Below are 26,097 nucleotides of genomic sequence, written 5' to 3' on the forward strand. Positions count from 1 at the left end.
CGGTTCTACAAATCAAAGGGCAGGCGGGAGAGTATCTCGACCTTTTTGTCGGTAAATACAGCGGAGCCCAGTTGCTGTTTCTTTTCCTTGAGGAGCTTGTCGCGTTTGCGGGTCAGGTCGACAATGGGATCATGGAAATGCCGGACGGCGGCGGTCAGCCAGTCGTTGACCAGCGGGTCGCCGGGTGCACCGGTCATGTCGAAGCCGCGCAGTCGAGAAGCAATCGCCTCGGCCGGCATCATAAATTCGTAAGTGACCCAATAGTTGGTTGTGAACCAGCTGAGCGGCATACCATCAAGACCGAAGCTCAATGCGCCGAAATGGACAACGCCTTGGGTCTTCTTCCCATTGGGCAGCTTGGCAGGTGGTTGATAATAAGGCTCGACGCCGTCAAACATGTCGAGCGGCAGGAACATGTGGAAATGGCCATGTTCGCCTTGTTCGCGTTCTTCCGGCTTGTGCGCATGATAGAACCAGCGCGACTTGGTGCCGGGCGCTACGCAGTCCCCCTTGGGGTAATGCTGATACTGAACGAAAGGGGCGTCTGCCGGTACCACTCTGGGTACTAGCGAGACGCCCTCATTAGCTATTTGGCCGGTAAGCTCAAACAGCCTTTCTAATGCATTTTCCAATGCTTGATAAGCTGAGCTTACTCGGCAACTTCTTCTTCTACAGCAGCTTCGGCATCGCCAGCAGCTTCTTCAGTTGCTTCAGCAACCGCATCGGTAGCTTCTTCAGCTGCACAGGTTGCTTCTTCAGCTGCACATGTCGCTTCTTCAGCGGCATCTTCAGCTACAGCAACTGCGTCGTCAGCCTGTTCTGCGCATGCAGAAAGAGCAGGAACAGCAAGAGCAAGGCCACCGGCTACAGCGAGCATTTTGCGGAAGTTTGTTTCGGTCGTCATTTAAAATATCCCCTTTGGATGAACTAGACTTGCCCCTTTATCTGGAAAGATACGGGCATGGCAAGCCTATTTCGTAAATATTGCATTAATCCGGCATATTGTGAGCCATTTGTGCTGGCCCGGGGCAGCAAACCGCGTAAATCGTTTGTTTCCACAGGATATTTGGCACAGTGTCAGCGTTCCGCGCCACGAATCTTGCCCCATTGCCGGGCGACCGTATAGCCAAGATAGCCGGTGCCGAAGAGTGCATATAGCGGTTCGGGGATGCCGGAAAGATAGGCATTCATGCCGGCTGAAATATCGGCCGCCGCTTCCGGACGAAAGGCGGCAATCAGCCCCATCGGGATTGACCAGAGCAACAGCAGATACATGACGTAGAGGAAGCTCGGGCGTGCCCGGCTGGTCCAGGGATCGGAGGACTGCGCCTCGGCCAATATCGCGGACATTTGCACGCGGACCTCGTCAAGTTCCTGGCTGCCTTCCAGCTTCAGCAGTTCCAGTTTGGCCTGGTCACGGGCTTCCCTGTCCGGAATGATCTTGTCGATGATTTTCGATACGGGACCGATAAGCGTGGATATGATGGACATTGTTCGGATTTCCTTTTCATATTTCGGATGAATATTTCGGTTGCATTGGCAGTCGGGAAGAGGGCGAACCTGACAAAGTTTACACTGTTAAAGGCAAAACTGTTGCCGGCTGGGTTCAGCCGATCCGGTTGGCCAGCCAGCCATACAGAAAAGTCTCGTTGGCCGGACGGCTTTCCGCCAACTTGATATAACGGGCGCCTTGCAGGGCATCGATCGCCTTGCGCAGCACGGTTTCGCCCTGGCACCCACGCTTGCGGAGAAACGCGTCGAGCGCGGCCAGAGTTCTGGTGCCGATCACACGGTCGACTGCCAGATCGTGAAAGTCATTGCCGTTGCGATTGAGCGCATTCAGCGCGCGCTGCAGGAAAGCGGTGGCGGTCGCGGTTCCCATATTGATCCCGGTGTCGAACAGTTCGGCCGCGATCTGCGGTGCGCGCTGCGCGATCTTGTCAAAGCCGGGGTGATGCCAATATTTGCGCTTGTAGATCGCGGCCGCTTGCGCCCGCGGAAAGTGCCGCATGCTGCCAGCATAGCCATGCGCCCGCGCCACCGCTTCGGTCACCCCCCACCCCGTGGCGCCGCCGCGGTCGGCCGGATGATCGGAATATTGACCTTCCAGACTGATGACCTTGTCAATCAATCGGTCGATGTCGTGCATGTCGTGCATGTCGGGCATGGGGAAATCTCCTTTCGGTGCGAAAGGCTGCTATATAACCTATTTGGTTAGCTGTAGGAAAGCGAGCATTGCTGCGGTCCGCTCGCCCGGAGAAGCAGGTCTTTGTCCATAGGCTTCCCGGCACGCTTGTCTCTGCTTCTACGCAATATTGCGTATCGCGCCAATCATTTCGCTGGTCCAGACTTGCTGCATGACCTGGAAAACAATCCGCCTCGAACTGGCAAGAACCGCTGACCATCCCGATGGCTCGTCAGCCCATGCATATGTCTTTCGCGTTCCGTTGAACGACGAAGGGTTCATCGAACCGGAGGCGTTGAGACAAGCTGAAAAACGGCCGGTTGTAAGGCGGTTCTGGCAAGGCGAAGCAGACCAGAGCGGTGTTGTGATTGCCACTGATAAAGGATGGGTCTTTTCCTATAAGGTCGGTGATGATGATGACGAGAGCATTTTCCGGCTCAAGGATCACCCGCTGAAAGTTGGCGAATATCTGACCATTACGGAAACCGACGGCAGCGAACTGCCATTTCGCGTCGTAAGCTGTCACGAATAGACAGACAATCCAAGCGCAGGGGAAATGTCATGCTGGCGAAATTGAAACTGACCGGATTTGCAACTGCAGCGGCGCTGGCGCTGACCCTTGCAAGCAGTCCCGCTGCGGCAGAATGTGTAGTCGGTTCTGCGCCGCTGTTCGATCCTTTTGCCCCTTACAAGGAACCGGGTGCCATTATCCACAAGGATAGCGGCTTCATATTCCCGGCGACCATCGCCGGTTTCCGCCGTCAGTGCGAGATGACCAACGATTTTACCGGTAATAATTTCGAGATTGGCTATCTGCGTGATTTCGAAGATCACGAAATCGAAATCAGGATCGCGATCATTCATCTGGAAGAATTGACCGCGCAGGACCATTATCTGATCGTGAAGCCCGATCTGCTGTCCCGATATTCCAGCGCCGCGATTTTGTCCGAAGGCGATTATTTTGTATCGGGCCGCCCGGATATTGCGGCCTATCAGGGGATTTTCGACGGGGACAGGGACTCCGTACCATGGCATTTCAGCGTAACGGCGCTGGATTACGGCTATTGGGATGCGCGGCTGACGGCATCTTATCCTCTGGAAATCGACAGAGCCGCACAAGAGGCGATCATGGAGCTGATCATGGCATTCCAGTGGCAGACGCCGAAAGACGAAGCGGCGGAAATCGCGGCACCATGACCCGGATCGCCGTTATTGACGGGCATCCCGACCCGAGTCCGAACCGCTTTGGCCATGCCCTTGTTTCGGCTTATGCGGAGGCTGCCCGTGCGGCCGGTCACGAGGTGCGGATCATTCGTCTGGCCGGCCAGAATGTCCCGATCCTTGAAAGCCGCAAGCAATGGCTGGAAGAGGATGTGCCCGAGGCTGTCCGGCCGGGGCAGGACGCGATCAAATGGGCCGAACATATTGTCTTCTATTATCCGCTCTGGATGGGGGACATGCCGGCCTTGCTCAAGGCGTTTATCGAACAAGCCTTTCGCCCCAATTTCGCCCTGGATTACGGCGAGGAAGGCAGCAACCAACTGCCCGGGAAGCTGCTGAAGGGACGCTCGGCGCGCCTTATCGTCACCATGGGGATGCCAGCATTATTCTACCGCGCCTATTTCGCCGCGCACAGTGTCCGCAGCTTTGAACGCAATATCCTGAAGCTGACCGGTATCGCTCCGGTGACCACATCGCTGATCGGAAATGTCGACAGCAGCGAACGGCACCGGGCACGCTGGCTGAAACGGATTGCCGCCCATGGTGCGGCCGGCGACTGAGCGGCCGTCTTCTATCCGTATAAACCCTTATACAGGCTCCCAATAGCGACGGCTAGGTTGCTCTCCATGACATTCCGACCCAGCGAATGAAGTGGAAAGAGGAGACGTTCAATGAAATCCGTGCTGCTATATATCGCCGATGACGAGGGGCTGGAGGCCCGTCTGCAGGCGGCGCTCGATCTGACCCGTTCGCTTGGTGGCCATCTGCATTGCCTGCGCGCCAATCCCTACAGTTCGCAAGTTGCATTCGACGGCGTGACCGGCATGTCGGTGATGTATGATGTCAGCGAAATGACCCGCGAACTGGACAAGAAGCTTCGCGCCGAGATCGAAAAGCGGCTGGCGGGCGAAGATGTGTCCTGGGATTATCGGGAAGAATATATCGATCCCTCGCGCGGCCTGTCGAAAAATTCCGCGCTGGTTGATCTGATTGTTCTCAGTTCTGCGGGGGGCGAGAAGGAAAATGCGCTGCCGCTTGGTCTGCTGGGTGACGTGCTGTTCAATGCGACCGCGCCGGTGGTGGTGCAGCCGGACGATGTCAGGAAATTCGATGCCTGCGGGCCGGCGCTGGTGGCCTGGAATGGTAGTTTCGAGGCGGGGAACGCGTTGCGTGCCGCCGTGCCGCTGCTGAAAATGGCCAGCGATGTCCATATATTGACGGTCGAGGAGGACAAGGATCACGATCTGCCTCAACTCGCGGCGTCGGAATATCTCGCCTGTCATGGCATCAAGTCGGAAATTCACAGCCCTCCGGCCGGCAAGAGCAGCGTCGAAGCCGCGCTTCTGGCGGAAGCGAAAAACGTGAAGGCGGAATATATGGTGATGGGCGCTTACGGGCACAGCCGTGCGAGAGAGTTCCTGTTTGGCGGGGTCACGCGCAACCTGTTCAAAAAAAGCCCCATTCCGCTCGTCGTATCACACTGAATGTACCCGCCTCCCGCCACTGACAGAATAAAATTCCTTATGGCTATTCGCGCATTTTGTGTAGGGTCCCTTCTTTCACAATCTGTGGCTGGACGGGCGAGGGAAAGACAGGACAAGTGCGCGAAACGATTGTTCATGGCACGGACCGGGTGTGGCACCCGGACGCAATCCTGTCTGCCTTTCCCAATTGTGTCATGATTGTCGATCGCAATCTGCAGCCGATCAACTGCAGCGCGGTGGGGTTGGAGATATTCGGGGTTGCCAGCCTGGCAGATCTGCCGGAAGGCGCACCGGTCACCTGTGTAGCACCCGACCACCGCCGGCTGTTTGAAAACCGGATGGATTGCGCCTTTGAATCGAGCGCTGTTGACCCGTTTGATGTTCCCCTGCAGCTTCCCGACGGCCGACTGATATATGCAGAATGCAATATTGCCGGTCTGGCCAGTCCGAAAGGCGAGATTGACGCCGTGATGGTTACATTTCAGGATGTGACGGCGCTGAGGAATACGGAAGGCAAGCTGGACCAGGCCAATTCGATCCTGCGCTCGATCCTGACGACAATACCCGACGCAATGGTGGTGATTGACGAAGCGGGACGGATCAGCTCGTTCAGTTCGACAGCCGAAAAAATGTTCGGCTACGAGCAGGAAGAAATAATCGGACAGAATGTAAAGGTCCTGATGCCCGAACCCTATCGGGCCGCGCACGACGGTTATATCGAGCGCTATTTACGGACCGAAGAGAAACGGATTATCGGCATCGGCCGGACCGTGGTCGGGTGCCGGAAAGACGGCACGACCTTTCCGCTGCAGCTGGAAGTCGGAGAAGCAAAAATCGGCGACGAACGCTATTTCACCGGCTTCATTATCGATCTGACCGAGAAAAAGCAGACCGAGGCGGAGTTGCAGTCGCTGCAGCAGGATCTGGCTCATGCCTCGCGTCTCAGCGCGGTGGGAACTCTGGCATCCTCGCTTGCGCATGAAATCAACCAGCCCTTGACCGCTATTGCCAATTATCTGTCGGCGGCGCGCGACATGATGGATGGGGATCTGGCCGAGAATCGCGAATTTTTCCTCGAGGCGCTACAGGAGAGTGTGTCCGAGAGTCTGCGGGCGGGCACGATCGTCCGGCGGCTCCGGGAATTTGTCTCGCGCGGCGAGATTAACCGGCGAAAATTGTCGATATCTCAAGTGCTGGAGGATGCGACCGTTCTGGGCATGATCGGTGCGCAGGAACGGGGCGTAAAATTCTCGATCGATATCGCACCGGATACGGACTATGTGTTTGCCGACCGCGTGCAGATGCAGCAGGTAATGGTCAATCTGATGCGCAACGGGATCGAAGCAATGGCGGACAGTGCCGAGAAGAAACTGCATATCGGGGTCCAATCTCTCGATGACGAGCGGTTGGAAATTTCCGTATCGGACAGCGGCTCGGGCATCGATCAGGAACTGGGTGACAGGATTTTCGATCCCTTTGCCAGCACCAAGGGGACTGGCATGGGGCTGGGCCTTTCGATTTGCCGGACGATTATCGAGGCCCATGGTGGTACGATTGGCGTCGAACCCAATCCGGATGGTGGCACGATTTTCCGGATCACATTGGAAAAAGCGGAGCGGGAGCAGAATGATGAGCAGTGAGCGGCTGGTCTATATTGTCGATGATGATGATTCCGTCCGGCGATCTGCGGCGTTCATGTTGCGGCATGCCGGGTTCAAGGTCGAACCGGTCGAATCCGGGGTTGCCTTTCTGAAAATGGCAAAAGGTGCGGAGCGTGGCTGCGTTCTGCTTGACGTGCGGATGCCGGATATGGATGGCCTGCAGGTGCAGCAGCAGATGATCAAGGACGGTATCGACATGCCGGTGGTGATACTTACCGGTCATGGCGATATTGAAATCGCGGTCCAGGCGATGCGGGCCGGAGCGGTCAATTTCCTTGAAAAACCATACGAGAAAGAAGCTCTTATCGCTGCGATGGAAGAGGCTTTCGTACGACTGGCGGACAGCAATCTCAAGGAAATGGCGGCTTCCGAAGCGAAAGTCCGGCTCGCCTGTTTGACCGGGAGGGAGCAGGACGTGCTTGACGGTCTTTTGGCCGGACTACCCAACAAGACCATTGCGTATGATCTCGGCATTTCACCAAGGACGGTCGAAATCTACCGCGCCAACATGATGGAAAAATTGCGGGTGCGCAGTCTTGCGGATGCCTTGCGTATCGGGTTTGCCGCGGAACGCGGTGAGAGGCACGAAAGACCGGCAAACAGCTGAGTTCAGCTTTTCGCATTTTTCTTGCGCGATAGGCAGGCATGGCAAGGCTTCGCACAATCGGTCTTGCCGTTGTCCCTTTCGACAGGAATCGAGATATTGCGGACAGCACCATCTGCAGAGCATAGCTTGATTGTCATCATTTCCGGTTTTGCTGCAAGGGGCATGGCGGACATCGACAGCGTGATTGCGACAATCCCGAACAGGCTCCAGCTGGACGATCTGATATGGTCGATCATGAAGACTCGTCTTCCTCATCAATCAGCACGCGCTGGGCCGCGCCGTCTAGATCCTCGAACTGTTCGTTGCGCATAGCCCAGAAGAAAAAAACCAGACCGCACAGGCCCATCAGCAGGGCCACCGGGATCAGGATTGCCAGGCCGCTCATTTTGCTGCTCCGTTCAGGCGCAGGGCGTTGCCGACCACGATCAGTGATGACAGGGACATGGCAATGGCGGCGATCAGCGGCGTCACCATGCCGGTCAGCGCCAGCGGCACGGCAATGATATTATAGCCGATCGCCAGCGCGAAATTCTGGTGGACGATCTTCATGGTCCGGCGTGCCACCGTCACAGATAGTGCCACCGGCATCAGCGAATCACTGGTAAAGACCGCATCGGCGGCCTGCTGGCCGACATCGCTTGCCGAACCCGGGGCGATCGAGACATGGGCTGCGGCGAGGGCAGGGCCGTCGTTCAACCCGTCGCCGACCATCAGCACCTTGTGGCCGCTGTCGCTTAGCCGCGTAATCGCGTCGACCTTGTCCTGCGGTGAGACCCCGGCCTTTGCGGGTAGGTCCAGAGCGTCTGAAACCAGCGAAACAGAATGGAGATTGTCGCCGGAAATGATCGAGGCCGGCAGTCCCAGGGCCTGCAGTCTTGCCAATGCATTCGAGGTGTCCGGCCGGATTTCGTCCTTGAGCTGGAGCAGGACCGTATCGTCACCCATGCTAAGCTGGCTGGACAGATGGTCCGCCGATTTTTCCGGTTTTCCAAGCATCACCGGCAGCCCGTTCCAGAGGGCTTTCATGCCTTCACCCGGTACTTCTCCGATATTTTCCAGTATGGCGGGAGTGATATTCTCCGCCAGTAACGCCGTGCGAATGGCTTTGCTGATCGGATGCTGGCTGGCCTGGGCCAGAGCAAGAGCAATCTGTTTCTGGCTGAGGCTCAGATCATCGAGATTGACCGGTACCGGATGGCCAAGCGTCAGCGTGCCGGTTTTGTCGAACAGCGCATAGTCGACTTCTGCCAGCCGTTCCAGCGCGCTGCCGTCCTTCACCATCACGCCCTTGCGCAGCAGAGCCCCGGACGCAACGACTTGCGCCGCCGGAACCGCGAGCCCGAGCGCGCAGGGGCAGGTGATGATCAGCACGGCGACCGCGATCAGCAGCGACTGGTGCCAGCCGGCGCCGACAATCATCCAATAGGCAAAGGCGAGCAGGGCTAGGCTGTGGACCGCGGGGGCATAGTAGCGCGCGGCGCGGTCGGCGATGCGAACATAGAAGGAGCGGTGTTGACCCGCTTCGTCCATCAACCGGGCAATGTCCGACAGGCTGGTGTCTTCGCCGGTGGCCGTGACCCGCACGATAACGGGGGAAGACAGGTTCAATGTGCCGGCCAGCACCATGTCGCCTTCACCGTTCGGCTGCGGTTCGCTTTCGCCGGTCATCAGCGAACAGTCAAAGCTGCTGGATCCTGTTTCGATCACCCCGTCGGCGGCGAGATTGCTACCCGCTGCAACCATCATCCGCATCTCCGGTCGCAAGTCCCTGGTGGCGACCCAGCTCGTTGTGCCATCGTCCATCATCACCATAGCGCCCGGGGCTGTCTGTTTCAGCAAGGCGCCAATGCCTTCGCGCGCGCGGTCGCGCATCATGCCGTCCAGTACCCGCCCGGCGAGCAGGAAGAACAACAGCATCACCGCGCCATCAAAATAGGCGTGGGCACCACCAGTGGCCGTTTCGTATATGCTCAGTCCGGTTGCCAGCAAAATGCCGATCGAGATCGGCACATCCATATTGGTGCGGCCGTAGCGCAGAGCCATCGCTGCAGAGGCAAAAAACGGGCGTCCCGAATAGGCGATGACCGGAATCGCGATCAGAGCAGAAAGCCAGTGGAACAGATCGCGGGTCACGCCGGCCGCGCCTGACCAGACGCTGACCGAGAGCAGCATGATATTCATCATCCCGAAGCCGGCCACCGCCAGCGCGCGGATCAACCTGTCGGTGCTGCCTTTCTCTTCGGACAGGGGATTGTCAGCGAGAATCTGTGTTTCGAAACCCAGCGCTTCAATTTTTTGCTTCAGCTTGTCATCATCCAGCTCGGGCAGATGGGATATGGCCACCTGCTTGGTCGAGAAATTCACCCGCGACGACAGGATTCCCGGTTCGCCGTTCAGACCGTTTTCGATCTTGGCTATGCATCCGGCGCAGCGGATTGCCGGCACGGCAAAGCGCGAAACGACCGCCTGTGCTTGCGTATCACCAAGAGGCGTGATCGCGTTCATCGGATATCCCGGACCACGCGCATATTCTGCTCATTCCGCGAGATGATGATCTTCATTTTCCAGCGACCCGCCGGCAGCGGCTGGATGCTGCGATAATCCCCGGCATTGCTCTGGACAAAGTCGATTTCAAACGGATCGGTACGGCCGACAGGATGCTCCGCGAGCGCCGTGATTTTTGCGCCCTGCAAGGGGCTGCCGTCGTCAGTGCTGATCGTGAGGCTGGCCCTGTCTGCCTGCCGGACGGCGGGGGATACGGTCCAGCCGTGCGCCTGCTGTTTTCTCGCCTGCTCCAGCCAGTCATTATATTTCTGGCTAGCGACATAGCTGTTGTCGACGACAGTACCGCTGAAGGTTGAAAGGGCGAAGCGCGCCATAAACAGGTTCACACCCACAACCACCGCGAAGAAAGCGACAATCATTGCGGCGGCATGATAGCCGGTGAATTTTTTCGTCACGCTGTCCTGCCCGCTCATTCGCCTGTCTCCGGTCGTTCGAAAAATATTTCGTCCATGTCGTTCGCTTCGGCGTCATCCGCAGCCGTCACGGTCAGGGCGAAATCTTCCCGAACCGGTCCGTCACCCGGGGCGGCAATGTAAAGCCGCAGCCGCGATACGCTATCGGCAGGAACCGAGGTGACCAGCGTCTTGCCCGCACCGTCGCGGGATCCCGCGTTGGACCACATCACCGCGCCCTTGAGCTCGGTCATGCCGATGATCATGTCGCGTGGCCGGTTCTCCATATTGCGCAGATTGATCGTGTAGCTGTTGCGGACATGACCGTCGGCCAGCTGGACATAGACCGGGTTGCGGTCGTGATTGGCGCTGATGTCGATCCGCGTCCGGTTGCCAACCGCGAACAGCATCGCCAGTCCGATGGCACCCCAGATCGAGAAATAGAGAATGGTGCGCGGCCGAAACAATGTCTTGAGCACCGGATTATGAGCCTTGCCGGCTTTTTCCAGATCGGCGTCTTCCAATGTTGCATAATCGATCAGGCCGCGCGGCCGGTTGATCTTCTCCATCACGGAGTCGCAGGCATCAATGCACAAGGCGCAGGTGATGCAGCCGATCTGCGGCCCTTCGCGGATGTCGATGCCGGTCGGACAAACCGCGACGCACTGGTTGCAGTCAATGCAATCGCCAAAGCTGCCCGGCTGGGCCTCCGCCTTTTTCACGCTGCCGCGCGGTTCGCCGCGCCAGTCCTTGTAGGTGACGGTCAGCGATTTTTCATCCATCATCGCGGTCTGGATACGCGGCCACGGGCACATATAGATGCACACCTGTTCGCGCATGAAACCGCCGAAGATGAAAGTGGTGAGGGTCAGCACGCCGACCGTGGCATAGGCGACAAAGGCAGCCTCGCCGGTCCAGAAGTCGACGACCAGCGTGGGCGCGTCGGCAAAATACATGATCCAGGCGCCGCCGGTCCAGAAGGCGATGAACAGCCAGACCGACCATTTGGCGAGGCGCTTGCCGATTTTCTTCGGTCCCCAGGGCGCATCCTGCAGCTTGAACTGGGCGTTGCGGTCACCGTCGATCGCGCGTTCGACATGCTGGAACAGGTCGGTCCAGACGGTTTGCGGGCAGGAATAGCCGCACCATGCGCGACCGACCGCCGAGGTGACGAGGAACAGTCCGATACCCGCCATCACCAGCATGCCGGCGACATAATAAAACTCATGCGGCCAGATTTCGATGCCGAACATGTAAAAGCGCCGGTTGGCCAGATCGACAAGCACGGCTTGGTCAGGCGCGTAAGGTCCGCGATCCCAGCGGATCCAGGGCGTAACATAATAGATGGCGAGGGTGATCGCCATGATCACCCATTTCAGCCGCCGGAACGGGCCGTTGACCGCCTTGGGGAAGACACTCTTGCGCGATTCATAGAGTTTCAGCTCCGGATCGAGAATTTCCTCAGGACTGCCCATCACCGTCGCTTTCATCCCGCTGATCAGCGATTTCTTCCAATGCCGGGAGTTTTTCACCGCCGCCGAGTGAGTGTACATAGGCCGCCAACATCCGGATGGTTGCTGGATCCAGGCGCTGGCCCCAGCGCGGCATCACGCCATAGCGGCTGTTGCTGATCGTGTCGGTCAGCGACGCGCGATCCAGACCATAGAGGCTGATCGCATCGGTCAGATTGGGTGCGCCCTGCGTGCGGTCACCCGTGCCGTCGGAGCCATGGCAAATTGCGCAATTGGCCTCGAACAGCACCGCTCCGCGGGTGGCCGCGGCGCTCTGCTTTTCGCGGCCCGCCAGCACGCGGACATGGGAGACCAGATCCTGGATTTCACCCGACTGCAATATCCCGTCACGCCCGAAGGCCGGCATTTGCGAGAAGCGGGTCTGGTCGTGGTCCGGGTTCCGGATACCGTGGATCAGCGTATATTCGATGGCTTCGAGATCGCCGCCCCACAGCCAGTCATCGTCGTTGAGATTGGGATAGCCCTTCGATCCCGCAGCGCCGGAACCGTGACACTGGACACAGTGGACCTTGAACGCGGACCGGCCGCCTTCTACCGCCTGCTGCATCAGTTCCGGGCTGCCGTGCAGCTTGCGGATGTCGGTCGATACCAGCGCCTGGCGGATCGGATCCAGTTCCCTTTCGCGGGCCGAAACCGCCTGCGCATATTCTCCGCGGCTGCTCCAGCCGAGCAGGCCTTCGCTGGCCGAATTGATCATTGGGATCGCCGGATAAAGGATAACATAGCCGATCCCCCAGATGATCGTGGCGTACAGAGTCCACAGCCACCAGCGCGGCATTGGCGTGTCGAGCTCCTCGATGCCATCCCATTCATGACCAACGGTTTCGGTGCCGGTCGGTTTGTCGACGCGTTTGTTCTCAGACATCGTTTTTGTCCTCGTCAAAAATCATGTGGGCCGCTTCTTTGTGGTTGCGGCCGGCTCCGGGGCGGAAGGTCCATCCAACCAGCGTCAGGAAGAGCAGTGTCATGAACAGCAGACCCCAGCTGTCGGCGAAATGGCGCAGCGCTTCATAGTTCATCGGGGCTGCTCCTGTGCTTCTCCTGCCTCGAAGTCGACCAAGGTGCCGAGCATCTGCAAATAGGCGACCAGCGCGTCCATTTCGGTCAGCTTGTCGGGATTGCCGTCAAAATCGCGGACCTGAACCTTGGGATAGCGCTGTTCGAGTTCGGTCGAGCTGGCCATCGGATCGGCCTGGGTCGCCAGGTCTTGATTGGCTTTCTCGATCGCTTCCTCGCTATAGGGAACGCCGACACGGGCCAGGGTGCGCAAATGCGCGCTCATGTCACCGGGATCGAGTTCCTTCTCTGCAAGAAAAGCGTAAGGCGGCATGATCGATTCCGGTACCACGGCGCGCGGGTCCTTCAGATGCTGGACATGCCATTCGTCGGAATAGCGTCCGCCAACCCGGGCGAGATCCGGTCCGGTGCGTTTGGACCCCCACTGGAACGGATGATCATACATCGATTCCGCTGCCAGCGAATAATGGCCATAACGCTCGACCTCGTCGCGGAACGGCCGGATCATCTGGCTGTGACAGGTGTAGCAGCCTTCGCGGACGTAGATGTTGCGGCCAGCCTGTTCCAGCGGCGTGTAGGGGCGCATGCCCTCGACTTCCTCGACCGTGTTGTCGATCCAGAAGAGCGGCGCGATCTCCACAATGCCCCCGATCGTTACCGTTACCAGAGCAAGTACCGCCAGCAGCGTGATGTTGCGCTCGATCTTTTTGTGTTTTTGCGTGAGTGTGGTCATGTTCCTGTCTCCCTCACTCTGCCGGAGCCGCGACCAGCGGCTTGTCGGCGGCTTCGTTATAAGGCGTCTGGGTCATCGGTTTTTCGTCCCGGACCTTGCCCGCGAGCGTCATCCAGACATTATAGACCATGACCACAGCACCTGCGAGATAGAGCAGACCGCCAGTGGCGCGGATCATATACATCGGGAACATCGCCGAGACGACTTCGCTGAAGGCGTATACGAGATAGCCGTCGTCGCCATATTCGCGCCACATCAGGCCCTGCATGATGCCGGCGACCCACATGGAGGCAGCGTAGAGAACGATGCCGATGGTCGCGAGCCAGAAATGCCAGTTCACCATGCGCAGGCTGTACAGGCGCGGATGGCCCCAGAGGCGCGGTACCATGTAATAGAGCGCGGCAAAGGTGATCATGCCGTTCCAGCCGAGCGCACCGCTGTGTACATGGCCAATGGTCCAGTCGGTATAATGCGACAGGCTGTTGACTGCCTTGATCGACATCATCGGACCTTCAAATGTGCTCATGCCGTAAAAGGCGAGGGCGAGAACCATCATCCGGATAATCGGATCGGTGCGGATCTTGTCCCAGGCGCCATTCAGCGTCATCAGGCCGTTGATCATGCCGCCCCAGCTGGGCATCCAAAGAATGATCGAGAAGACCATGCCGAGCGTCTGTGCCCAGTCGGGCAGAGCGGTATAGTGGAGATGGTGCGGACCGGCCCAGATATAGAGGAAGATCAGCGACCAGAAGTGGATGATCGACAGGCGATAGCTGTAGACCGGCCGTTCCGCCTGTTTCGGCACGAAATAATACATCATGCCGAGGAAGCCGGCGGTCAGGAAAAATCCGACCGCATTATGGCCGTACCACCACTGGGTCAGCGCATCCTGGACGCCGGCAAAGGCGCTGTAGCTTTTGGCGCCGAGCAGGCTGACCGGCATGGCGAGGCCATTGACCAGATGCAGCATGGCGACGGTCAGGATGAAGCTGAGGAAAAACCAGTTGGCGACATAGATATGCGGTTCCGACCGTTTGACGATCGTTCCGATATAGACAACCGCATAGCTGACCCAGACGATGGTCAGCCAGAGATCGACATACCATTCCGGTTCGGCATATTCCTTCGACTGGGTGACGCCCATCAGATAGCCGGTGGCGGCCAGCACGATGAACAGCTGGTAACCCCAGAAAACAAAGCGGGCGAGACCGGGGAAGGCCAGTCTCGCCCTGCACGTACGCTGAACGACGTAGAAACTCGTCGCGATCAGCGCATTGCCTCCGAAAGCGAAAATAACGGCAGATGTATGGAGCGGACGCAACCGTCCGAAGGTGGTATATTCCAGCCCCAGATTGAGCACCGGAAACGCCAGCTGCAAGGCGATATACAGACCAACGGCAAAGCCGGCCATGCCCCAGAACAGGGTGGCAATGACGCCCCAGCGAACGGGATCATCATCATATTTTCCCGGATCAGCGGGCGCCTTCAATATCCCGCGCCCGATGGCGGCATAGTCAGCCTTGCTGATCGTCACCCATAGAGCGATCAGGCAGGCGGTCATGATGATGCCCATGTGCACGGCGAAGCCGCCATCGGCGGCCATCACCATGGCGATGAATGATAAAAATACGAGCGCCAGCCATCCGCCGGCCTTCCCCAGTAAACTGTCCATAACGTCCTTCCCCGTTGTGTGGGGACGGCGCTACCAGCCAGCCGTTTGCGGCTATATAGGTAGAGTTACGTAGTTCGAAATTTTGTGGCGACAAACGTCCTAGCGGCAATCCAGATCGGCCCAAACGGGCAGATGATCGGACGCCTTGCGCGCCGCGGCGCTATCGTGGACGCCGGCGTCAGCACAGTGGAAATTGCTCGAATGCATGATCCGGTCGAGCGTGGCTATCGGGCTGCGCGAATGAAAGCTGCGCCCGCATTCGACCATTTCAAACGCCTTGCCGAAGTCCTTCAGGCAACCGCCAGCGGCGCTCCATTCGTTGAGATCACCCATCAGCACCACCGGCACCTCGCGTTCCTTCTCCTGCGCCAGCTTGATGATGGCTGCCGCCTGCCGCCGCCGCCACAGCCCGGACAGATCGAGATGCATGCCGAAAACCGCGAGCTGCTGGCCCGCCAGTTCAAAATGCGCCATGATTGCCCCGCGCGGCTCGAGACAGGGAATGTGCATGATATCATGCGCAATCACTTTGGCGGAATTGCGGACCAATATTGCATTGCCGTGCCAGCCCATGGAATCAGTCTGCACGTCGAGCGGAATCGCGCTATAATCGCTGTGCATTTCCAGCAGCTTTTCCGGAATGGCCGCGGCGCGCGCGCCAAAGCGGCGATCCGCTTCCTGCAGCGCGACGATATCGGCATCAATCTCGTTCAGCACATCGATGATGCGGCCCGGATTGCGGCGTCTGTCCGTGCCAATACCTTTGTGAATATTGTAGCTTGCGACCTTCAACATGAGACCTGTGTGGCTGCTTTAAAACGGGTTGATGCTGTAGCCTTGCTGTTGCAGCAAGGCATGGGCGGTCATGGCGGATAGTGACATTTTGACGCCCGGTAGCAGATCGGCATTGCTGATACCATGGGCCGCCGCGCTCTGGCCGCAGAGATAGAATTGTACGCCATGTTGCTGCAAGCGGGCGATGGCGGCAGCGCTGGCATTTGTCTTGCCATCTTTTTTCGCGGCAAAAAATTCCTGGCGGGTGAGATCGACGGACGCGCCGCCATGGACGACGATGGCAAGGCGAATATTTTCTTTGGGAACACCGGCGGCGACATGCATGTTGATGAAGCGAGCGGCGCTTTCAATCGTGCGGTTGATCTTGTCCGTATCGGCCGCTGTGGCGCCATCGAAGGCGATGGCAAATTGTGCTTCGGCCGAAACGGGCTCGCTCTGCTGGACCGGCGCCGTTGGTCCGAATGTTTCAAAGACCGGTCCGGGCTTGAAATTCTCCATCTGCGCGGCGGCAGGGGCGGCCAGCGCCAATAGAGGCAGCATGGTCAGAAAGCAGATTATTTTCATTTTCATTCCTGTTTAAACTAGAGTCCGCGACGGTTCTGACCTTGTCTCAGTATCCGATTGCCTGACCGTCTTTCCGCATCTCCGTTGCACCGGTATAGACGCCGGTTTTCGGGTTCCGGGTAACAGCCTGATAACCACCGAACATGATTCCGTCGTCAACGATTTTGACGACATGGCCCATCGCCCGGAGCCGCTCGACGGTTTTGGCCGAAATGCCCGGTTCGACATGGAGTATACCCAGCAGGTTGGCGCCGGTTCCCGCCAGATCGTTGGTTGGCTGGCGACCGCCATCATGATTGAGCCGCGCGGCGTCGCCGGCTTCCTGCAGGTTCATGCCATAGTCGACAATGTTGATCATTACCTGGACATGACCCTGCGGCTGCATGCCGCCGCCCATCAGGCCAAAGGACATATACGGCTTGCCATCCTTCTTCATGAAGGCGGGAATGATCGTCTGGAACGGGCGTTTGCCCGGGGCATAGGCATTGGGATGGTTCGCATCGAGCGAATAGAGTTCGCCGCGGTCCTGGAACATGAAGCCGAGACCGTCGGCGACCAGGCCGCTGCCCATGCCGCGATAGTTGGACTGGATCAGCGACACCATCATCCCGTCCTTGTCGGCGACGGTAAGATAGGTGGTGTCGCCTTCGCCTTCCAGCTTGGGCTCGCCCGGGCCGAACTCCGGTGAGGCCCTGGCCGGATCGATCAATCCGAAACGCTGCTTGCCATATTCGTCGGACAACAACCATTCCAGCGGGGCAGGGGAGATATCGGGATCAGCGTAAAAGCGCGCGACATCTTCAAAGGCCAGCCGTTTGGCCTCGGTAATATAATGCAGTACCTCGGCGCTGCCCCGCGGCCATTGCGCCAGATCGACATTTTTGAGGATATTCGCCATTTGCAGCGCCGCAAACCCCTGCGAGTTGGGTGGCAGTTCGCACAGCTCATAGCCCTTGCGATAGACGACGCAGCCCGGTTCGACCCATAAGCTGCTGTGCGCAGCAAAATCCTCGTAGCGCAGATTGCCGCCGACCCGTTTGAAATAGGCGTCGATTGTTTTTGCGATATCACCTTTGTAAAAGGCATCGCGTCCACCGGTGGCGAGCTTGCTCAGCGTATTGCCCAGATCCGGATTCTTGAATATCTCGCCCGCTTTCGGCGCGCCCTTCTTGAAATATGTGTTCCGCGCATTGTCGAAATCACCGATCATATCGAGGTTCTGTTCAAACCGCTCCAGATTACGTTCCAGATAATGACCGATCACCGGCGCGACCGGGTGACCCTCATTCGCGTAAGAGATCGTCGGCGCAAGAATGTCGGACATGCTCAGCTTGCCGAACTTGCCGTGCATTTCGAACCAGGCATCGACGGTTCCCGGGACGGTAATCGGCATCGGACCGAAGGATGGGATGGTCTTGCTGCCCTTGAGCTGCCCAGTGAACTGCCTGAAGCTGGTTCCCATCGGGCTTTTGCCCGAGCCGTTCAGACCGTATAATTTTTGTGTTTTCGGGTCCCAGATGATCGCGAACAGATCACCGCCGATGCCGTTGCCGGTCGGCTCCATAAGGCCCAGCGCCGCATTGGCCGCAATCGCCGCATCAACCGCCGTGCCGCCTTGCTTGAGAATGTCGATCGCGATCTGGCTGGCCAGCGGATGCGCTGTCGCTGCCATGCCATGCTGCGCATGGACCGGACTGCGCGACCAGAGCTCACCAACCGGCCGCCCGCCTGCACCGAGTTCGAGCGCCGGCTTCTCCAGAGCCGGCGTTTCCTGCGCCAGAGCAGGAGTGATCGCAAAAGCGGCGAGGGCGATGGTGGAAAGAAGCAGGTTGCGCATGTCATCATCCGTCTTGAAAGGGCGCGTCTCCCGCTGACGGCGAGATGCGTGAAAGGTCTACTCTAACCGGTCTGCTTAACGCATCAAGTGGGAACGGTGGCCGGTGCCGGAATTGGGGTGGGGGCGCAGGAGAGATGCTCGTTCATTCAGGACTTAGGTCCATCATGTTCGCGAGCGTTATATGGCTGTCTGTTGCATAAACATTGTCCAATCCGACCCGTCGCTCGAATGCACGTATCAGGGAAATATCCCTCTCGGGCGAGCCATAGACCGCGATGGACGCGTGACAGATATAGGCGGTTTGGTTCTGGCGGTGAATGATGCGCGATGCTGTTCCGGCAATTTTCCTGCCATTCAGGCACAGGTTGTAATTGCCGTCACAATAGGCGCCGGCGATCGGTCCGGTAAAAGCTTCAATCTGCAATTTTCGGAATGCGTTTTGCAGCAATGCGGTCAGTTCAGTATAGCTCTCATTGGGTTGTACTCGACGTTTCCCGCCACAAAGCACCAGTGATATGTTCAATATTCCGGGGCGATGGATCACGGTTGAACCGCCTGACGACCGGACATGGACCGGCCAACCTGATCTCGCGCTCAACTCAGCCGCATCAGCGAACTCTGTCCGCTTGGCGACAGGGCGTGTTGTGACGAGGCAGTTATGATTTTCCCAGATTCTGAGACGGGTTGATCCAGATGGCAAGGCAGCGACTTTTTCGAGCAGCGTGTCATCATCGTCTATCGCCCGCTGTCCAGAACATGTTTCAACCGCAGTTTCAGCCGAGATCGCGTGGGCCAGGCGCCGGACAAGATCCCGCTCCGGTGTAGAGGCCATTATTGTATCGAACCGACCACCTGTCCCGGCACCACGACCTCATCCTCCGCTACTGTAATGGCAAGCGTGCCGCTGGTCGGCGCGGGAATTTCGAAACTGGTTTTTTCCACCATTATTTCGGCGACAGTCACGCCTTCCTGCACGGTTTCACCGTCGCCATATAGCCAGTTGGAGAGGGCGGCTTCCTGATCCGCTTCCCACTGCCCCTGAGGCACCACTATGTCGCTCATGTATTCTCTCCCAGCATGGCCCTGACCCGGCCTTCAATCTTTCCTGCGTCGGGCAGCAGGAAATGTTCCATCACGGGTGTGAACGGAATCGGGATGTCGGGATGGGCGATGCGCTGCGGTGGGCATTTCAGAGGATCCGGTAGCGCTTCGCAAACACTGGCGATGATTTCCGCTCCGATACCGAAGCTCAGATAATCATCGTCCACCACCAGCAGTCGGCCGGTTTTGGATGCCGAGGCAAAAATAGTCTCCCGGTCCAGTGGCGCTATCGTCCGTAAATCTATGATTTCTGCGTTGATCCCCGTCTTTGCCAAATTTTCGGCAGCGGTGAGCGCCTGGTGCACCGTGGCTCCAAGACCGACGATTGTTATGTCGCTGCCCTCGCGAACGATTGAGGCTTTTCCGATCGGCACGAGATAGTCACTCTCCGGCGTATCGTTGATCGAACCGGCAACCGTGCCGAGCCAACCCATGCCCTGCAATGCCTTGTGGAACATGAAAATGACCGGGTTGTCGTCGCGAATGGCGGAGAGCATCAGGCCTTTCGCATCATGCGCGTTGGACGGGATGACCACTTTCATGCCCGGAAGATGTCCGAAGGTGGCGTAGAGGCACTGGCTGTGCTGGCCGGCATCGCCATAGCCGCCGCCGACCGAGGTCATCAGCACCATCGGGCAGGAAATTTTTCCACCCGAAAAATAGCTTTGCTTGGCTGCGAGATTATAGATCGCGTCCATGCAGACGCCGAAAAAGTCGACGAACATCAGTTCCACGACGGGCCTTAGCCCGGACGCCGCCATGCCAACGGCCGCACCAATAAAGGCGGTCTCGGAAATCGGCGTGTCCCGCACGCGCTCCGCGCCGAATTTTTCGAACAGTCCGGTTGTCGTACCGAACACGCCACCCATTTTTCCGATATCTTCGCCCATCACCAGCACGGACGGATCGCGTTCCATCTCCTGGCCAATGGCCTCACTCATCGCCTTTGCGATGGTCAGCCGGCGTTCTGCAGCCGGTTTCTCAACAGTTGCATCAGGCAAAGACATGGTCAAAGGCCTCCTTCGGTTCCGGATAGTCATTACTGCGGGCATAGGAAAAGGCCTGCTCGACCAACGCGCGCGCTTCCTTTTCCACGCGAGCCAGCTCTGATTCTTCAAACCCTTCTTTGACCAACCGGCTTCGGTAGGCGGGAATGGGATCGATTTCTTTCAACCGCTTGACCTCGTCCTTGGGCCGATAGCCTTCCGGATCACCCATGAAATGGCCTTCCAGCCGGCTGGTTTCTATCTCGATCAGACTGGGTCCCGAACCGGACCGCGCCCGTTCGATCGCGATGCCGGCAGCTTCATATACGCCGTCCGGATCATTACCGCTGACATGATGGCCCGGCATGGCATAGCCCGCCGCCCGATCCACGTTACTGGCGATTGCGGTGCAGGCGCTTTTGGGCACGGAAATACCGTAGCTATTGTCTTCGATGACGAAGACCACGGGGGCTTTCCAAACCGACGCAAGGTTGAGGCTTTCATGAAAAGCGCCCTGATTGGCTGCGCCTTCTCCCAGAAAGGCCACCGCTACGGCATCGCTTCCCTGCATTCTGGCCGCCATCGCTGCGCCGACTGCCGGGCCCATCCCTTGTGCGATAATTCCCGAGCAGGAAAAATTCACTGCGGGATCGAATAGGTGCATGTGACCGCTGCGTCCGCCGGCCAGCCCGTCTTTCTTGCCGAAAATCTCGGCCGCCATGGCGTTCAGATCGACACCCTTGGCGATGGCTATGTGATGCGGCCTGTGGGTGGCGGTGACTGTATCATCAGCGCGCAAATGGGCGCACACGCCGACGGCGCAAGGCTCCTGCCCGTCGGACAGGTGCATCTCGCCGGGAAGGGGGCCTTTCGCCATGTTGAAGACCGGCGTCTTGCCTTCGAAATAGGCCGGTTTGATCATATCCTCGAAATACCGGCTCTTGACCATCTGGGCATACATCCAGAGGCGCTTGCTGTGATTGCTGCTCATCGGGCCACCCATCCGCCGTCAATCACCAGTTCGATGCCGGTGACAAAGCGGGATTCATCCGAGCCGAGATATAGTGCGCCCATGGCGATATCTTCCGGCAGGCCGACGGTATTCAACGGGCACAGAGCAGCGACGGCGCTCCAGGGATCATCGGCCGGCACCGAGCCATTCTCGACCCATCCTTCGACCGCGAGCTCAAGCATCGGTGTGCGGATACAACCGGGGTGGATCGAATTGCAGCGGATCGCGTCGCCGTGCGCCGCCCATTCTATCGCTAGGCTTTTCGACATGTGCCGCACGGCGCCTTTTGACGTGTTATAGGCCAGTTGATCGGGGTAGCCGACCAGACCGGCGATCGAGGAAATATTGATCACCGATGCAGGGGAGCCGGACTTTCCGGATTCGCGGAGCAACGCTTCGAACGTCTTGCAGCCCAGAAAAATCCCGTCGACGTTGACGGCCATGATATTGCGCCAGTCGGCCAGACTGTGGTCCTGCATCGGCTTCACAAGTTCCAGTCCGGCATTGTTGACCAGAATATCAAGTTTCCCGAAATGCTTGCCGACATAATCGGCCAGCGCCTGCCAGCTCTCCTGCGAGGAAACATCCAGGTGAACGGCATGTGCACCGATTTTTTCCGCGAGCGCCCTGGCACCGTCGTCGTTGACATCGCCGATGATGATGCGCGCGCCTTCTTTCGCCATGGCCTCGGCGATGCCGGCGCCAATGCCTTGCGCCGCACCGGTGATACACACGATCTTGTCCTGCAGACGTCCTGCCATATTAACATCCCCTCTTCTTGTTCTTCGGGGATAGGGGACCACGCGCCAGCAGGCTTGTGTCAGCGTGGCAACAAAGTTGATTATGGGCGAACTGGCTGTGGAAACAGTGGCTCAGTCGCGCGGATCGCTGCTCCGGCAGGTCTGTTTAAACTGTCGCGGCGACTGTCCGAATTCCTTCCGGAACGCATGGCTGAAATGCGAGGCGTCGGCAAAACCCCGCCGCATGGCAATCTGGGTTACCGACAATCTGTTATTTGCCGCATCAGCAAGATCGGCCTTGGCGGCGTGCAGCCGCCGCTTGCGGATCCAGCTGCCCGCGCTTTCGTCCGACTCCTCGAACAAGCGGTGCAGATAGCGCGGACTGAATTTGAAGGCCGCGGCTACCGTTGCCGGCGAAAGGTCCGGCTCGCCGAGATTGGCGACTATATATTCCTGTACCCGGTTCAGGACGGCCTGACGGAAAACGGTACTAGAACGATTGGCACTTTCCGGCTTGAAGGCTGCGGCAACCAGCTCGACGGTCGCCCGCAACACGGCCGGCCGATCTTCCGGCTCCACCAGTTCGATAGCCTGGTGAATTTGCACAAGATGGGAATGAAGGATCGATCCAAGGCCCTTGTTGCCATCGACGCTCAGCCCGCACATATCCTCTATTCCGGGGATCATGATTTTGGCCTTCTCGCGCGGGATCAATATCGAAAATTGATTCAGTCGGCTGGTGTTCTGAAATTTTGCAGGACGGGTGCTGTCCCAGATCGCGATTTTGCCATTGGACACGACGGTCTCATTGGCACCTTGTTCAAGCAGGCATTCGCCCTGCGTGAAGAACAGCAGGCAGAAATAGGCGTCATTGCTTTTTTTGACATCGTCCATTGACCGAAATCCGGTCACCGGGTCGGCCACGATATGGGTAAGCATATAGTCGTTCACCGCCCGCCGGCGCACTTCGGCTATATATTGGTCATCCCGATCCGATTTCAGGTCCCAGTGGAAATGGGTGCGGTCGAGCACTTCCTGAAAGCCGGGCAATTGCCTGGTCGGAGGCAGGCAGGCCGATTGCCAGCTCTCTTCCTCTATTATCTTCATGATCCCTCTCCTGAGCCAATGCTACGATGGCCGAGAGATATTCGCAAGATACTGTGGTTTGCTGGCGCAATTTGCCAAGTTTGGTGTCTCTCTGAAACAATTTTGCAGGCAATGGTTCACAGGAATACAAAAAGGACGCCGTTCCCATGCAAGAATGCCGGGCCCCTACCGGCTAATTACCGGCCAATCGGAAAGCCGCACTCAAGATGGCTCACCGTTCAGGAGAAGGAAGAACAATGAAGAATATTTGCCGCGCAACAATAGTCGCATCCCTTGCATCGGTTTCCCTGCTCGCCCATGGCACCGCGCTCGCACAGACAGCGCCGGATAATGCCGGAACGGATGACCAGGGCGGCGGCGTCAACATCATTGTCGTCACCGCGCAGAAGCGGGCGCAGAATCTTCAGGACGTGCCGGTATCCGTCTCCGCATTTGATACCCAGATGATTGCCGACGCCGGTTTTACCAACAGCCTCTCGATCGGGGACCAGGTACCCAATCTTGAAATCAAGACCTTTGGCGGCGTGCCGAACATATTCATTCGCGGTGTCGGCAATAATGATTTCAACAGCTCCTCGATCGGCCCGATCAGTGTTTACCGGGATGATGTCGTGGTCGCGTCGACCGGTAGCCAGATTTTCTCGCTGTTTGATCTGGAACGCATCGAAGTCGTTCGCGGCCCCCAAGGCACTTTGTTCGGCAAAAATGCCACTGGCGGTGCAATCCAGTTTTTCTCCAAACTTCCTGAGGACCGGTTCGAAGGCAATGCCCGTTTCGGCTATGGCCGTTTCAGCCTGTTTGAAGGGGAGGTTGCCGCATCGCTCCCGATTACCGATGGCTTCTCGGTCCGCGTTGCCGGTATGATCCGCAAACGGGATGGTGAAAAATTCAACCGGTTTGACGGCACCGATGCAATCGATGTCGACGAAGCCGCGGCGCGTGCAATTTTCCGGTTGCGTCCGGGGCCCGACACAGATCTCCGGCTGACGGTCGGCGGTGGCCGGGATCGCAGTGACTATCTGGAAAACAAGCCGGTGGGAACGATCAACGGAGCCGATCTGTTCGGCTATACCGATCCTTTCCCGGATGACGAGCGGTTGCTCAATTTCAATGGACCTTCACGCAATCACTCGGACAATGTCTTTGTCAACTTTGTCGCCCAGCATGATTTTGGCGACTGGTCGGTCCGCTCCCTGACCGGCTATGACAAGAGCGACGTTGATAATGCAGTGGATGTCGACGGCGGGCCTTTGCGGGTCGATGAAATCACCTTCTTGACGGATGCCGAGCAGTTTACCCAGGAATTGCAGCTATCCTATGATGACGGCACCCTGAATGCGATTGCCGGACTCTATTATTTCTATGAGGATTTCAATGCGCGCAGCAATGCCGATCTGCTTGGCGAGCTGACCTTTGCCCAGGGCGCGCTGCCTCTGATCACGCAGGCCACCCGCAAGAACAAGGCCTATGCGGCATTCGGCCAGGCGACCTACGCGGTGGTTCCGGAGCTGCGCCTGACCGTGGGAGCGCGATATACGATCGACAAGGTTCGCGCGACCCACCAGGCCGATCTGGTGTCCGGATTTTTCGATGACGACATTCCCAATGGCGCTCCGGTTCCGCTGGTGCCGTTCGCCAGCCTTCGCGATTCCTACAAGTCTTTCTCGTGGCGGCTGTCGGCGGATTACGATGTTACCGATGATGTGCTTGCCTATGTCAGCGTCGACAAGGGTTTCAAGGCCGGCGGCTTCAATATCGGGATCATCACCAGCGTGGCCGAGCGTACACAGGTCGACCCGGAGACGCTAATTTCTTATGAAATCGGCTTCAAGTCGACCCTGTTTGATCGCAATCTGAGACTGAATGTCGCAGCTTTCTATTACGACTATAGCGATCTTCAGGTTCTCTCGGTCAATACGCAGGCTGGTAGCGCCGTGCCGACTCTGGGGCTCGACAATGCCGCCGACGCGACGATCAAGGGTGTTGAAGTGGAGGCCTTTGCGACGCCGTCTGACTGGCTTGATCTGGGGCTGAATTTTGGCATTCTTGACGCCAAGTTCAAAAATTATCTTTCCGGCGCCATTGATCCGGTTACCGGTTTGCCGCGCGATTTTTCCGGCAACAGACTGCCGGGAGCGCCCAAGTTTACGCTCTCGGCCAACGCGCAGGTAACCGTGCCAGTCGGGCGCTTTGAAACCCGCTGGCGGGCCGAGTATAATTTTACCGGGAAGAAATATTATAACAATGCCCAGGACCCTCTGATCAGTTCCGGCGACGGCTATGGGCTGCTCAATTTGCGGGCTTCCCTCTCCGATCCTGACAATGGATGGGAATTGGCGGCCTGGGCCAAAAATGTCACCAACAAGGCCTATATTGTCGATGCGACCGACACCCGAGGCTTCGGTTTTGTGCCCCGCTATTATGGCGAACGGGCCACCTATGGCGCCGAAATCCGGCTTACTTTCTAACCCCAGACGATAGGATATTCACATGGAAATAGTGCCGGAACTGCTGACCACCCCCGCAGATATTGGCTGGTCGAACCTGGTGGAGGGGATTGATTTCAAGCTGTTCTTTGCCAGCAAGGAGACGGGACGATGGACCGTGCTGCTTCGCTGTCAGCCGGGCAGCTTTTTCCCCCGGCACCGTCATCTCGGCGCGGGAGAATATTATGTGGTGAAGGGCAAGATGGAATATCGCATGGGCGTGGCGCTGGAGGGGACATACGGATATGAGCCGCTGGACGTGATCCATGAACATACGGCTTTTCCGGAATATACCGAGCTCTATTTCACCAACCACGGCCCCGTGGTTTTTCTTGATGACGAAAATAATGTGGTATCGATACTGGATCATTCGCTTTTAACCGAGCTGTCGAACGGATAA

General features: G+C 58.0%; 30 protein-coding genes. 8 read left to right on the forward strand and 22 right to left on the reverse strand.

Annotated elements, in window-relative coordinates; translation table 11 throughout:
- Positions 1-5: 5 nt before the first annotated feature.
- From SPHFLASMR4Y_RS01150 to SPHFLASMR4Y_RS01165, 4 genes are all read right to left on the reverse strand, one after another.
- Positions 6-632 carry a DUF6969 family protein gene (locus SPHFLASMR4Y_RS01150; protein ID WP_409928902.1) on the reverse strand — a complete coding sequence of 209 codons (627 nt, stop codon included), beginning with the start codon at positions 630-632 and terminating at the stop codon, positions 6-8.
- A 17-nt stretch (positions 633-649) separates the two neighbouring features.
- Positions 650-904, reverse strand: a complete 255-nt coding sequence (locus SPHFLASMR4Y_RS16985) for a hypothetical protein (RefSeq protein ID WP_089131930.1) — start codon at positions 902-904, stop codon at positions 650-652.
- A 173-nt stretch (positions 905-1,077) separates the two neighbouring features.
- Positions 1,078-1,491: a holin family protein gene (locus SPHFLASMR4Y_RS01160; protein ID WP_089131931.1), complete on the reverse strand. Its 414-nt coding sequence runs from the start codon at positions 1,489-1,491 to the stop codon at positions 1,078-1,080.
- 115 nt (positions 1,492-1,606) lie between these two features.
- Positions 1,607-2,167, reverse strand: coding sequence for a glycoside hydrolase family 108 protein (locus SPHFLASMR4Y_RS01165; RefSeq protein WP_260807030.1), 561 nt, complete (start codon positions 2,165-2,167; stop codon positions 1,607-1,609).
- A 190-nt stretch (positions 2,168-2,357) separates the two neighbouring features.
- On the opposite strand from SPHFLASMR4Y_RS01165, the gene SPHFLASMR4Y_RS01170 reads away from it, so the two are divergent.
- The 6 genes from SPHFLASMR4Y_RS01170 (at position 2,358) to SPHFLASMR4Y_RS01195 (ending at position 7,158) form a co-directional block, all read left to right on the forward strand.
- Entirely contained in the window at positions 2,358-2,717 is a 360-nt protein-coding gene (locus tag SPHFLASMR4Y_RS01170) for a hypothetical protein (RefSeq protein ID WP_089131932.1), read from the forward strand.
- Positions 2,718-2,746: 29 nt separating this feature from the next.
- Positions 2,747-3,382, forward strand: coding sequence for a hypothetical protein (locus SPHFLASMR4Y_RS01175; protein ID WP_089131933.1), 636 nt, complete (start codon positions 2,747-2,749; stop codon positions 3,380-3,382).
- On the forward strand, positions 3,379-3,966 hold the full coding sequence (locus SPHFLASMR4Y_RS01180) for an NAD(P)H-dependent oxidoreductase (RefSeq protein ID WP_089131934.1): 588 nt from the start codon (positions 3,379-3,381) through the stop codon (positions 3,964-3,966). Before SPHFLASMR4Y_RS01175 ends, SPHFLASMR4Y_RS01180 begins: the two co-directional genes overlap by 4 nt.
- Positions 3,967-4,077: 111 nt before the next feature.
- A complete protein-coding gene (locus SPHFLASMR4Y_RS01185; protein ID WP_089131935.1) occupies positions 4,078-4,890 on the forward strand; it encodes a universal stress protein in 813 nt (270 codons plus the stop codon).
- A 116-nt stretch (positions 4,891-5,006) separates the two neighbouring features.
- Positions 5,007-6,530, forward strand: a complete 1,524-nt coding sequence (locus SPHFLASMR4Y_RS01190) for a two-component system sensor histidine kinase NtrB (RefSeq protein WP_089131936.1) — start codon at positions 5,007-5,009, stop codon at positions 6,528-6,530.
- Positions 6,520-7,158, forward strand: a complete 639-nt coding sequence (locus SPHFLASMR4Y_RS01195; RefSeq protein WP_089131937.1) for a response regulator transcription factor — start codon at positions 6,520-6,522, stop codon at positions 7,156-7,158. The genes SPHFLASMR4Y_RS01190 and SPHFLASMR4Y_RS01195 overlap by 11 nt, the downstream gene beginning before the upstream one ends.
- Before the next feature lie 2 nt (positions 7,159-7,160).
- Here the strand turns inward: SPHFLASMR4Y_RS01195 and SPHFLASMR4Y_RS01200 are convergent, their stop codons facing one another.
- From SPHFLASMR4Y_RS01200 to SPHFLASMR4Y_RS01285, 18 genes are all read right to left on the reverse strand, one after another.
- A complete protein-coding gene (locus SPHFLASMR4Y_RS01200) occupies positions 7,161-7,394 on the reverse strand; it encodes a hypothetical protein (protein ID WP_089131938.1) in 234 nt (77 codons plus the stop codon).
- Positions 7,391-7,543: a cbb3-type cytochrome oxidase assembly protein CcoS gene (gene ccoS / locus SPHFLASMR4Y_RS01205; RefSeq protein ID WP_089131939.1), complete on the reverse strand. Its 153-nt coding sequence runs from the start codon at positions 7,541-7,543 to the stop codon at positions 7,391-7,393. Before ccoS ends, SPHFLASMR4Y_RS01200 begins: the two co-directional genes overlap by 4 nt.
- The gene (locus tag SPHFLASMR4Y_RS01210; RefSeq protein WP_089131940.1) at positions 7,540-9,663 is read right to left on the reverse strand and encodes a heavy metal translocating P-type ATPase; all 2,124 of its coding nucleotides are present in this window, start codon (positions 9,661-9,663) and stop codon (positions 7,540-7,542) included. The genes ccoS and SPHFLASMR4Y_RS01210 overlap by 4 nt, the downstream gene beginning before the upstream one ends.
- Positions 9,660-10,136, reverse strand: coding sequence for a FixH family protein (locus SPHFLASMR4Y_RS01215; protein WP_089131941.1), 477 nt, complete (start codon positions 10,134-10,136; stop codon positions 9,660-9,662). Before SPHFLASMR4Y_RS01215 ends, SPHFLASMR4Y_RS01210 begins: the two co-directional genes overlap by 4 nt.
- A complete protein-coding gene (gene ccoG / locus SPHFLASMR4Y_RS01220) occupies positions 10,133-11,590 on the reverse strand; it encodes a cytochrome c oxidase accessory protein CcoG (RefSeq protein WP_089134598.1) in 1,458 nt (485 codons plus the stop codon). Before ccoG ends, SPHFLASMR4Y_RS01215 begins: the two co-directional genes overlap by 4 nt.
- Positions 11,577-12,512 carry a cytochrome-c oxidase, cbb3-type subunit III gene (gene ccoP, locus SPHFLASMR4Y_RS01225; protein ID WP_089131942.1) on the reverse strand — a complete coding sequence of 312 codons (936 nt, stop codon included), beginning with the start codon at positions 12,510-12,512 and terminating at the stop codon, positions 11,577-11,579. The genes ccoG and ccoP overlap by 14 nt, the downstream gene beginning before the upstream one ends.
- Positions 12,505-12,666 (reverse strand): cbb3-type cytochrome c oxidase subunit 3, encoded by a 162-nt coding sequence (locus SPHFLASMR4Y_RS01230; protein ID WP_089131943.1) that lies wholly within the window; start codon positions 12,664-12,666, stop codon positions 12,505-12,507. The genes ccoP and SPHFLASMR4Y_RS01230 overlap by 8 nt, the downstream gene beginning before the upstream one ends.
- On the reverse strand, positions 12,663-13,397 hold the full coding sequence (gene ccoO / locus SPHFLASMR4Y_RS01235) for a cytochrome-c oxidase, cbb3-type subunit II (protein WP_089131944.1): 735 nt from the start codon (positions 13,395-13,397) through the stop codon (positions 12,663-12,665). Before ccoO ends, SPHFLASMR4Y_RS01230 begins: the two co-directional genes overlap by 4 nt.
- A 13-nt stretch (positions 13,398-13,410) precedes the next feature.
- The gene (gene ccoN, locus SPHFLASMR4Y_RS01240; RefSeq protein ID WP_089131945.1) at positions 13,411-15,069 is read right to left on the reverse strand and encodes a cytochrome-c oxidase, cbb3-type subunit I; all 1,659 of its coding nucleotides are present in this window, start codon (positions 15,067-15,069) and stop codon (positions 13,411-13,413) included.
- Positions 15,070-15,168: 99 nt separating this feature from the next.
- The gene (locus SPHFLASMR4Y_RS01245) at positions 15,169-15,864 is read right to left on the reverse strand and encodes an endonuclease/exonuclease/phosphatase family protein (protein ID WP_089131946.1); all 696 of its coding nucleotides are present in this window, start codon (positions 15,862-15,864) and stop codon (positions 15,169-15,171) included.
- Between the two features lie 18 nt (positions 15,865-15,882).
- Entirely contained in the window at positions 15,883-16,428 is a 546-nt protein-coding gene (locus tag SPHFLASMR4Y_RS01250) for a DsrE family protein (protein ID WP_313906755.1), read from the reverse strand.
- A gap of 46 nt (positions 16,429-16,474) precedes the next feature.
- Positions 16,475-18,265: a gamma-glutamyltransferase family protein gene (locus SPHFLASMR4Y_RS01255; protein WP_089131948.1), complete on the reverse strand. Its 1,791-nt coding sequence runs from the start codon at positions 18,263-18,265 to the stop codon at positions 16,475-16,477.
- Between the two features lie 142 nt (positions 18,266-18,407).
- Positions 18,408-19,097 (reverse strand): biotin/lipoate A/B protein ligase family protein, encoded by a 690-nt coding sequence (locus tag SPHFLASMR4Y_RS17275; RefSeq protein ID WP_145955426.1) that lies wholly within the window; start codon positions 19,095-19,097, stop codon positions 18,408-18,410.
- Positions 19,097-19,327 (reverse strand): lipoyl domain-containing protein, encoded by a 231-nt coding sequence (locus SPHFLASMR4Y_RS01265; protein ID WP_089131950.1) that lies wholly within the window; start codon positions 19,325-19,327, stop codon positions 19,097-19,099. The genes SPHFLASMR4Y_RS17275 and SPHFLASMR4Y_RS01265 overlap by 1 nt, the downstream gene beginning before the upstream one ends.
- Positions 19,324-20,373 carry an alpha-ketoacid dehydrogenase subunit beta gene (locus SPHFLASMR4Y_RS01270; protein WP_089131951.1) on the reverse strand — a complete coding sequence of 350 codons (1,050 nt, stop codon included), beginning with the start codon at positions 20,371-20,373 and terminating at the stop codon, positions 19,324-19,326. Before SPHFLASMR4Y_RS01270 ends, SPHFLASMR4Y_RS01265 begins: the two co-directional genes overlap by 4 nt.
- Complete coding sequence (locus SPHFLASMR4Y_RS01275; protein ID WP_089134599.1) at positions 20,360-21,343, reverse strand: thiamine pyrophosphate-dependent dehydrogenase E1 component subunit alpha; 984 nt, start codon at positions 21,341-21,343, stop codon at positions 20,360-20,362. The genes SPHFLASMR4Y_RS01270 and SPHFLASMR4Y_RS01275 overlap by 14 nt, the downstream gene beginning before the upstream one ends.
- Positions 21,340-22,125 (reverse strand): glucose 1-dehydrogenase, encoded by a 786-nt coding sequence (locus SPHFLASMR4Y_RS01280; RefSeq protein WP_089131952.1) that lies wholly within the window; start codon positions 22,123-22,125, stop codon positions 21,340-21,342. Before SPHFLASMR4Y_RS01280 ends, SPHFLASMR4Y_RS01275 begins: the two co-directional genes overlap by 4 nt.
- Before the next feature lie 111 nt (positions 22,126-22,236).
- Positions 22,237-23,211 (reverse strand): helix-turn-helix domain-containing protein, encoded by a 975-nt coding sequence (locus SPHFLASMR4Y_RS01285; RefSeq protein WP_089131953.1) that lies wholly within the window; start codon positions 23,209-23,211, stop codon positions 22,237-22,239.
- 236 nt (positions 23,212-23,447) lie between these two features.
- Between SPHFLASMR4Y_RS01285 and SPHFLASMR4Y_RS01290 the strand changes: the two genes are divergently transcribed.
- Together SPHFLASMR4Y_RS01290 and SPHFLASMR4Y_RS01295 are read left to right on the forward strand one after the other, a co-directional pair.
- Positions 23,448-25,679 carry a TonB-dependent receptor gene (locus SPHFLASMR4Y_RS01290; RefSeq protein ID WP_186266007.1) on the forward strand — a complete coding sequence of 744 codons (2,232 nt, stop codon included), beginning with the start codon at positions 23,448-23,450 and terminating at the stop codon, positions 25,677-25,679.
- Between the two features lie 22 nt (positions 25,680-25,701).
- Positions 25,702-26,097, forward strand: coding sequence for a 2,4'-dihydroxyacetophenone dioxygenase family protein (locus tag SPHFLASMR4Y_RS01295; RefSeq protein WP_089131955.1), 396 nt, complete (start codon positions 25,702-25,704; stop codon positions 26,095-26,097).

Source organism: Sphingorhabdus sp. SMR4y, assembly GCF_002218195.1.
Classification (GTDB): domain Bacteria; phylum Pseudomonadota; class Alphaproteobacteria; order Sphingomonadales; family Sphingomonadaceae; genus Parasphingorhabdus.

Bases quoted from the DNA above. Each gene is read 5' to 3' on its own strand.
- ccoS (WP_089131939.1), bottom strand. From the start codon at position 7,543: ATGAGCGGCCTGGCAATCCTGATCCCGGTGGCCCTGCTGATGGGCCTG.
- SPHFLASMR4Y_RS01195 (WP_089131937.1), top strand. From the start codon at position 6,520: ATGAGCAGTGAGCGGCTGGTCTATATTGTCGATGATGATGATTCCGTC.
- SPHFLASMR4Y_RS01290 (WP_186266007.1), top strand. From the start codon at position 23,448: ATGAAGAATATTTGCCGCGCAACAATAGTCGCATCCCTTGCATCGGTT.
- ccoG (WP_089134598.1), bottom strand. From the start codon at position 11,590: ATGGGCAGTCCTGAGGAAATTCTCGATCCGGAGCTGAAACTCTATGAA.
- SPHFLASMR4Y_RS01160 (WP_089131931.1), bottom strand. From the start codon at position 1,491: ATGTCCATCATATCCACGCTTATCGGTCCCGTATCGAAAATCATCGAC.
- ccoO (WP_089131944.1), bottom strand. From the start codon at position 13,397: ATGACCACACTCACGCAAAAACACAAAAAGATCGAGCGCAACATCACG.
- SPHFLASMR4Y_RS17275 (WP_145955426.1), bottom strand. From the start codon at position 19,097: ATGGCCTCTACACCGGAGCGGGATCTTGTCCGGCGCCTGGCCCACGCG.
- SPHFLASMR4Y_RS01215 (WP_089131941.1), bottom strand. From the start codon at position 10,136: ATGAGCGGGCAGGACAGCGTGACGAAAAAATTCACCGGCTATCATGCC.
- ccoN (WP_089131945.1), bottom strand. From the start codon at position 15,069: ATGGACAGTTTACTGGGGAAGGCCGGCGGATGGCTGGCGCTCGTATTT.
- SPHFLASMR4Y_RS01200 (WP_089131938.1), bottom strand. From the start codon at position 7,394: ATGATCGACCATATCAGATCGTCCAGCTGGAGCCTGTTCGGGATTGTC.
- SPHFLASMR4Y_RS01295 (WP_089131955.1), top strand. From the start codon at position 25,702: ATGGAAATAGTGCCGGAACTGCTGACCACCCCCGCAGATATTGGCTGG.
- SPHFLASMR4Y_RS01265 (WP_089131950.1), bottom strand. From the start codon at position 19,327: ATGAGCGACATAGTGGTGCCTCAGGGGCAGTGGGAAGCGGATCAGGAA.
- SPHFLASMR4Y_RS01170 (WP_089131932.1), top strand. From the start codon at position 2,358: ATGACCTGGAAAACAATCCGCCTCGAACTGGCAAGAACCGCTGACCAT.
- SPHFLASMR4Y_RS01285 (WP_089131953.1), bottom strand. From the start codon at position 23,211: ATGAAGATAATAGAGGAAGAGAGCTGGCAATCGGCCTGCCTGCCTCCG.
- SPHFLASMR4Y_RS01270 (WP_089131951.1), bottom strand. From the start codon at position 20,373: ATGTCTTTGCCTGATGCAACTGTTGAGAAACCGGCTGCAGAACGCCGG.
- ccoP (WP_089131942.1), bottom strand. From the start codon at position 12,512: ATGTCTGAGAACAAACGCGTCGACAAACCGACCGGCACCGAAACCGTT.
- SPHFLASMR4Y_RS01255 (WP_089131948.1), bottom strand. From the start codon at position 18,265: ATGCGCAACCTGCTTCTTTCCACCATCGCCCTCGCCGCTTTTGCGATC.
- SPHFLASMR4Y_RS01250 (WP_313906755.1), bottom strand. From the start codon at position 16,428: ATGAAAATAATCTGCTTTCTGACCATGCTGCCTCTATTGGCGCTGGCC.
- SPHFLASMR4Y_RS01230 (WP_089131943.1), bottom strand. From the start codon at position 12,666: ATGAACTATGAAGCGCTGCGCCATTTCGCCGACAGCTGGGGTCTGCTG.
- SPHFLASMR4Y_RS01280 (WP_089131952.1), bottom strand. From the start codon at position 22,125: ATGGCAGGACGTCTGCAGGACAAGATCGTGTGTATCACCGGTGCGGCG.
- SPHFLASMR4Y_RS01180 (WP_089131934.1), top strand. From the start codon at position 3,379: ATGACCCGGATCGCCGTTATTGACGGGCATCCCGACCCGAGTCCGAAC.
- SPHFLASMR4Y_RS01275 (WP_089134599.1), bottom strand. From the start codon at position 21,343: ATGAGCAGCAATCACAGCAAGCGCCTCTGGATGTATGCCCAGATGGTC.
- SPHFLASMR4Y_RS01210 (WP_089131940.1), bottom strand. From the start codon at position 9,663: ATGAACGCGATCACGCCTCTTGGTGATACGCAAGCACAGGCGGTCGTT.
- SPHFLASMR4Y_RS01175 (WP_089131933.1), top strand. From the start codon at position 2,747: ATGCTGGCGAAATTGAAACTGACCGGATTTGCAACTGCAGCGGCGCTG.
- SPHFLASMR4Y_RS01185 (WP_089131935.1), top strand. From the start codon at position 4,078: ATGAAATCCGTGCTGCTATATATCGCCGATGACGAGGGGCTGGAGGCC.
- SPHFLASMR4Y_RS01165 (WP_260807030.1), bottom strand. From the start codon at position 2,167: ATGCCCGACATGCACGACATGCACGACATCGACCGATTGATTGACAAG.
- SPHFLASMR4Y_RS16985 (WP_089131930.1), bottom strand. From the start codon at position 904: ATGACGACCGAAACAAACTTCCGCAAAATGCTCGCTGTAGCCGGTGGC.
- SPHFLASMR4Y_RS01245 (WP_089131946.1), bottom strand. From the start codon at position 15,864: ATGTTGAAGGTCGCAAGCTACAATATTCACAAAGGTATTGGCACGGAC.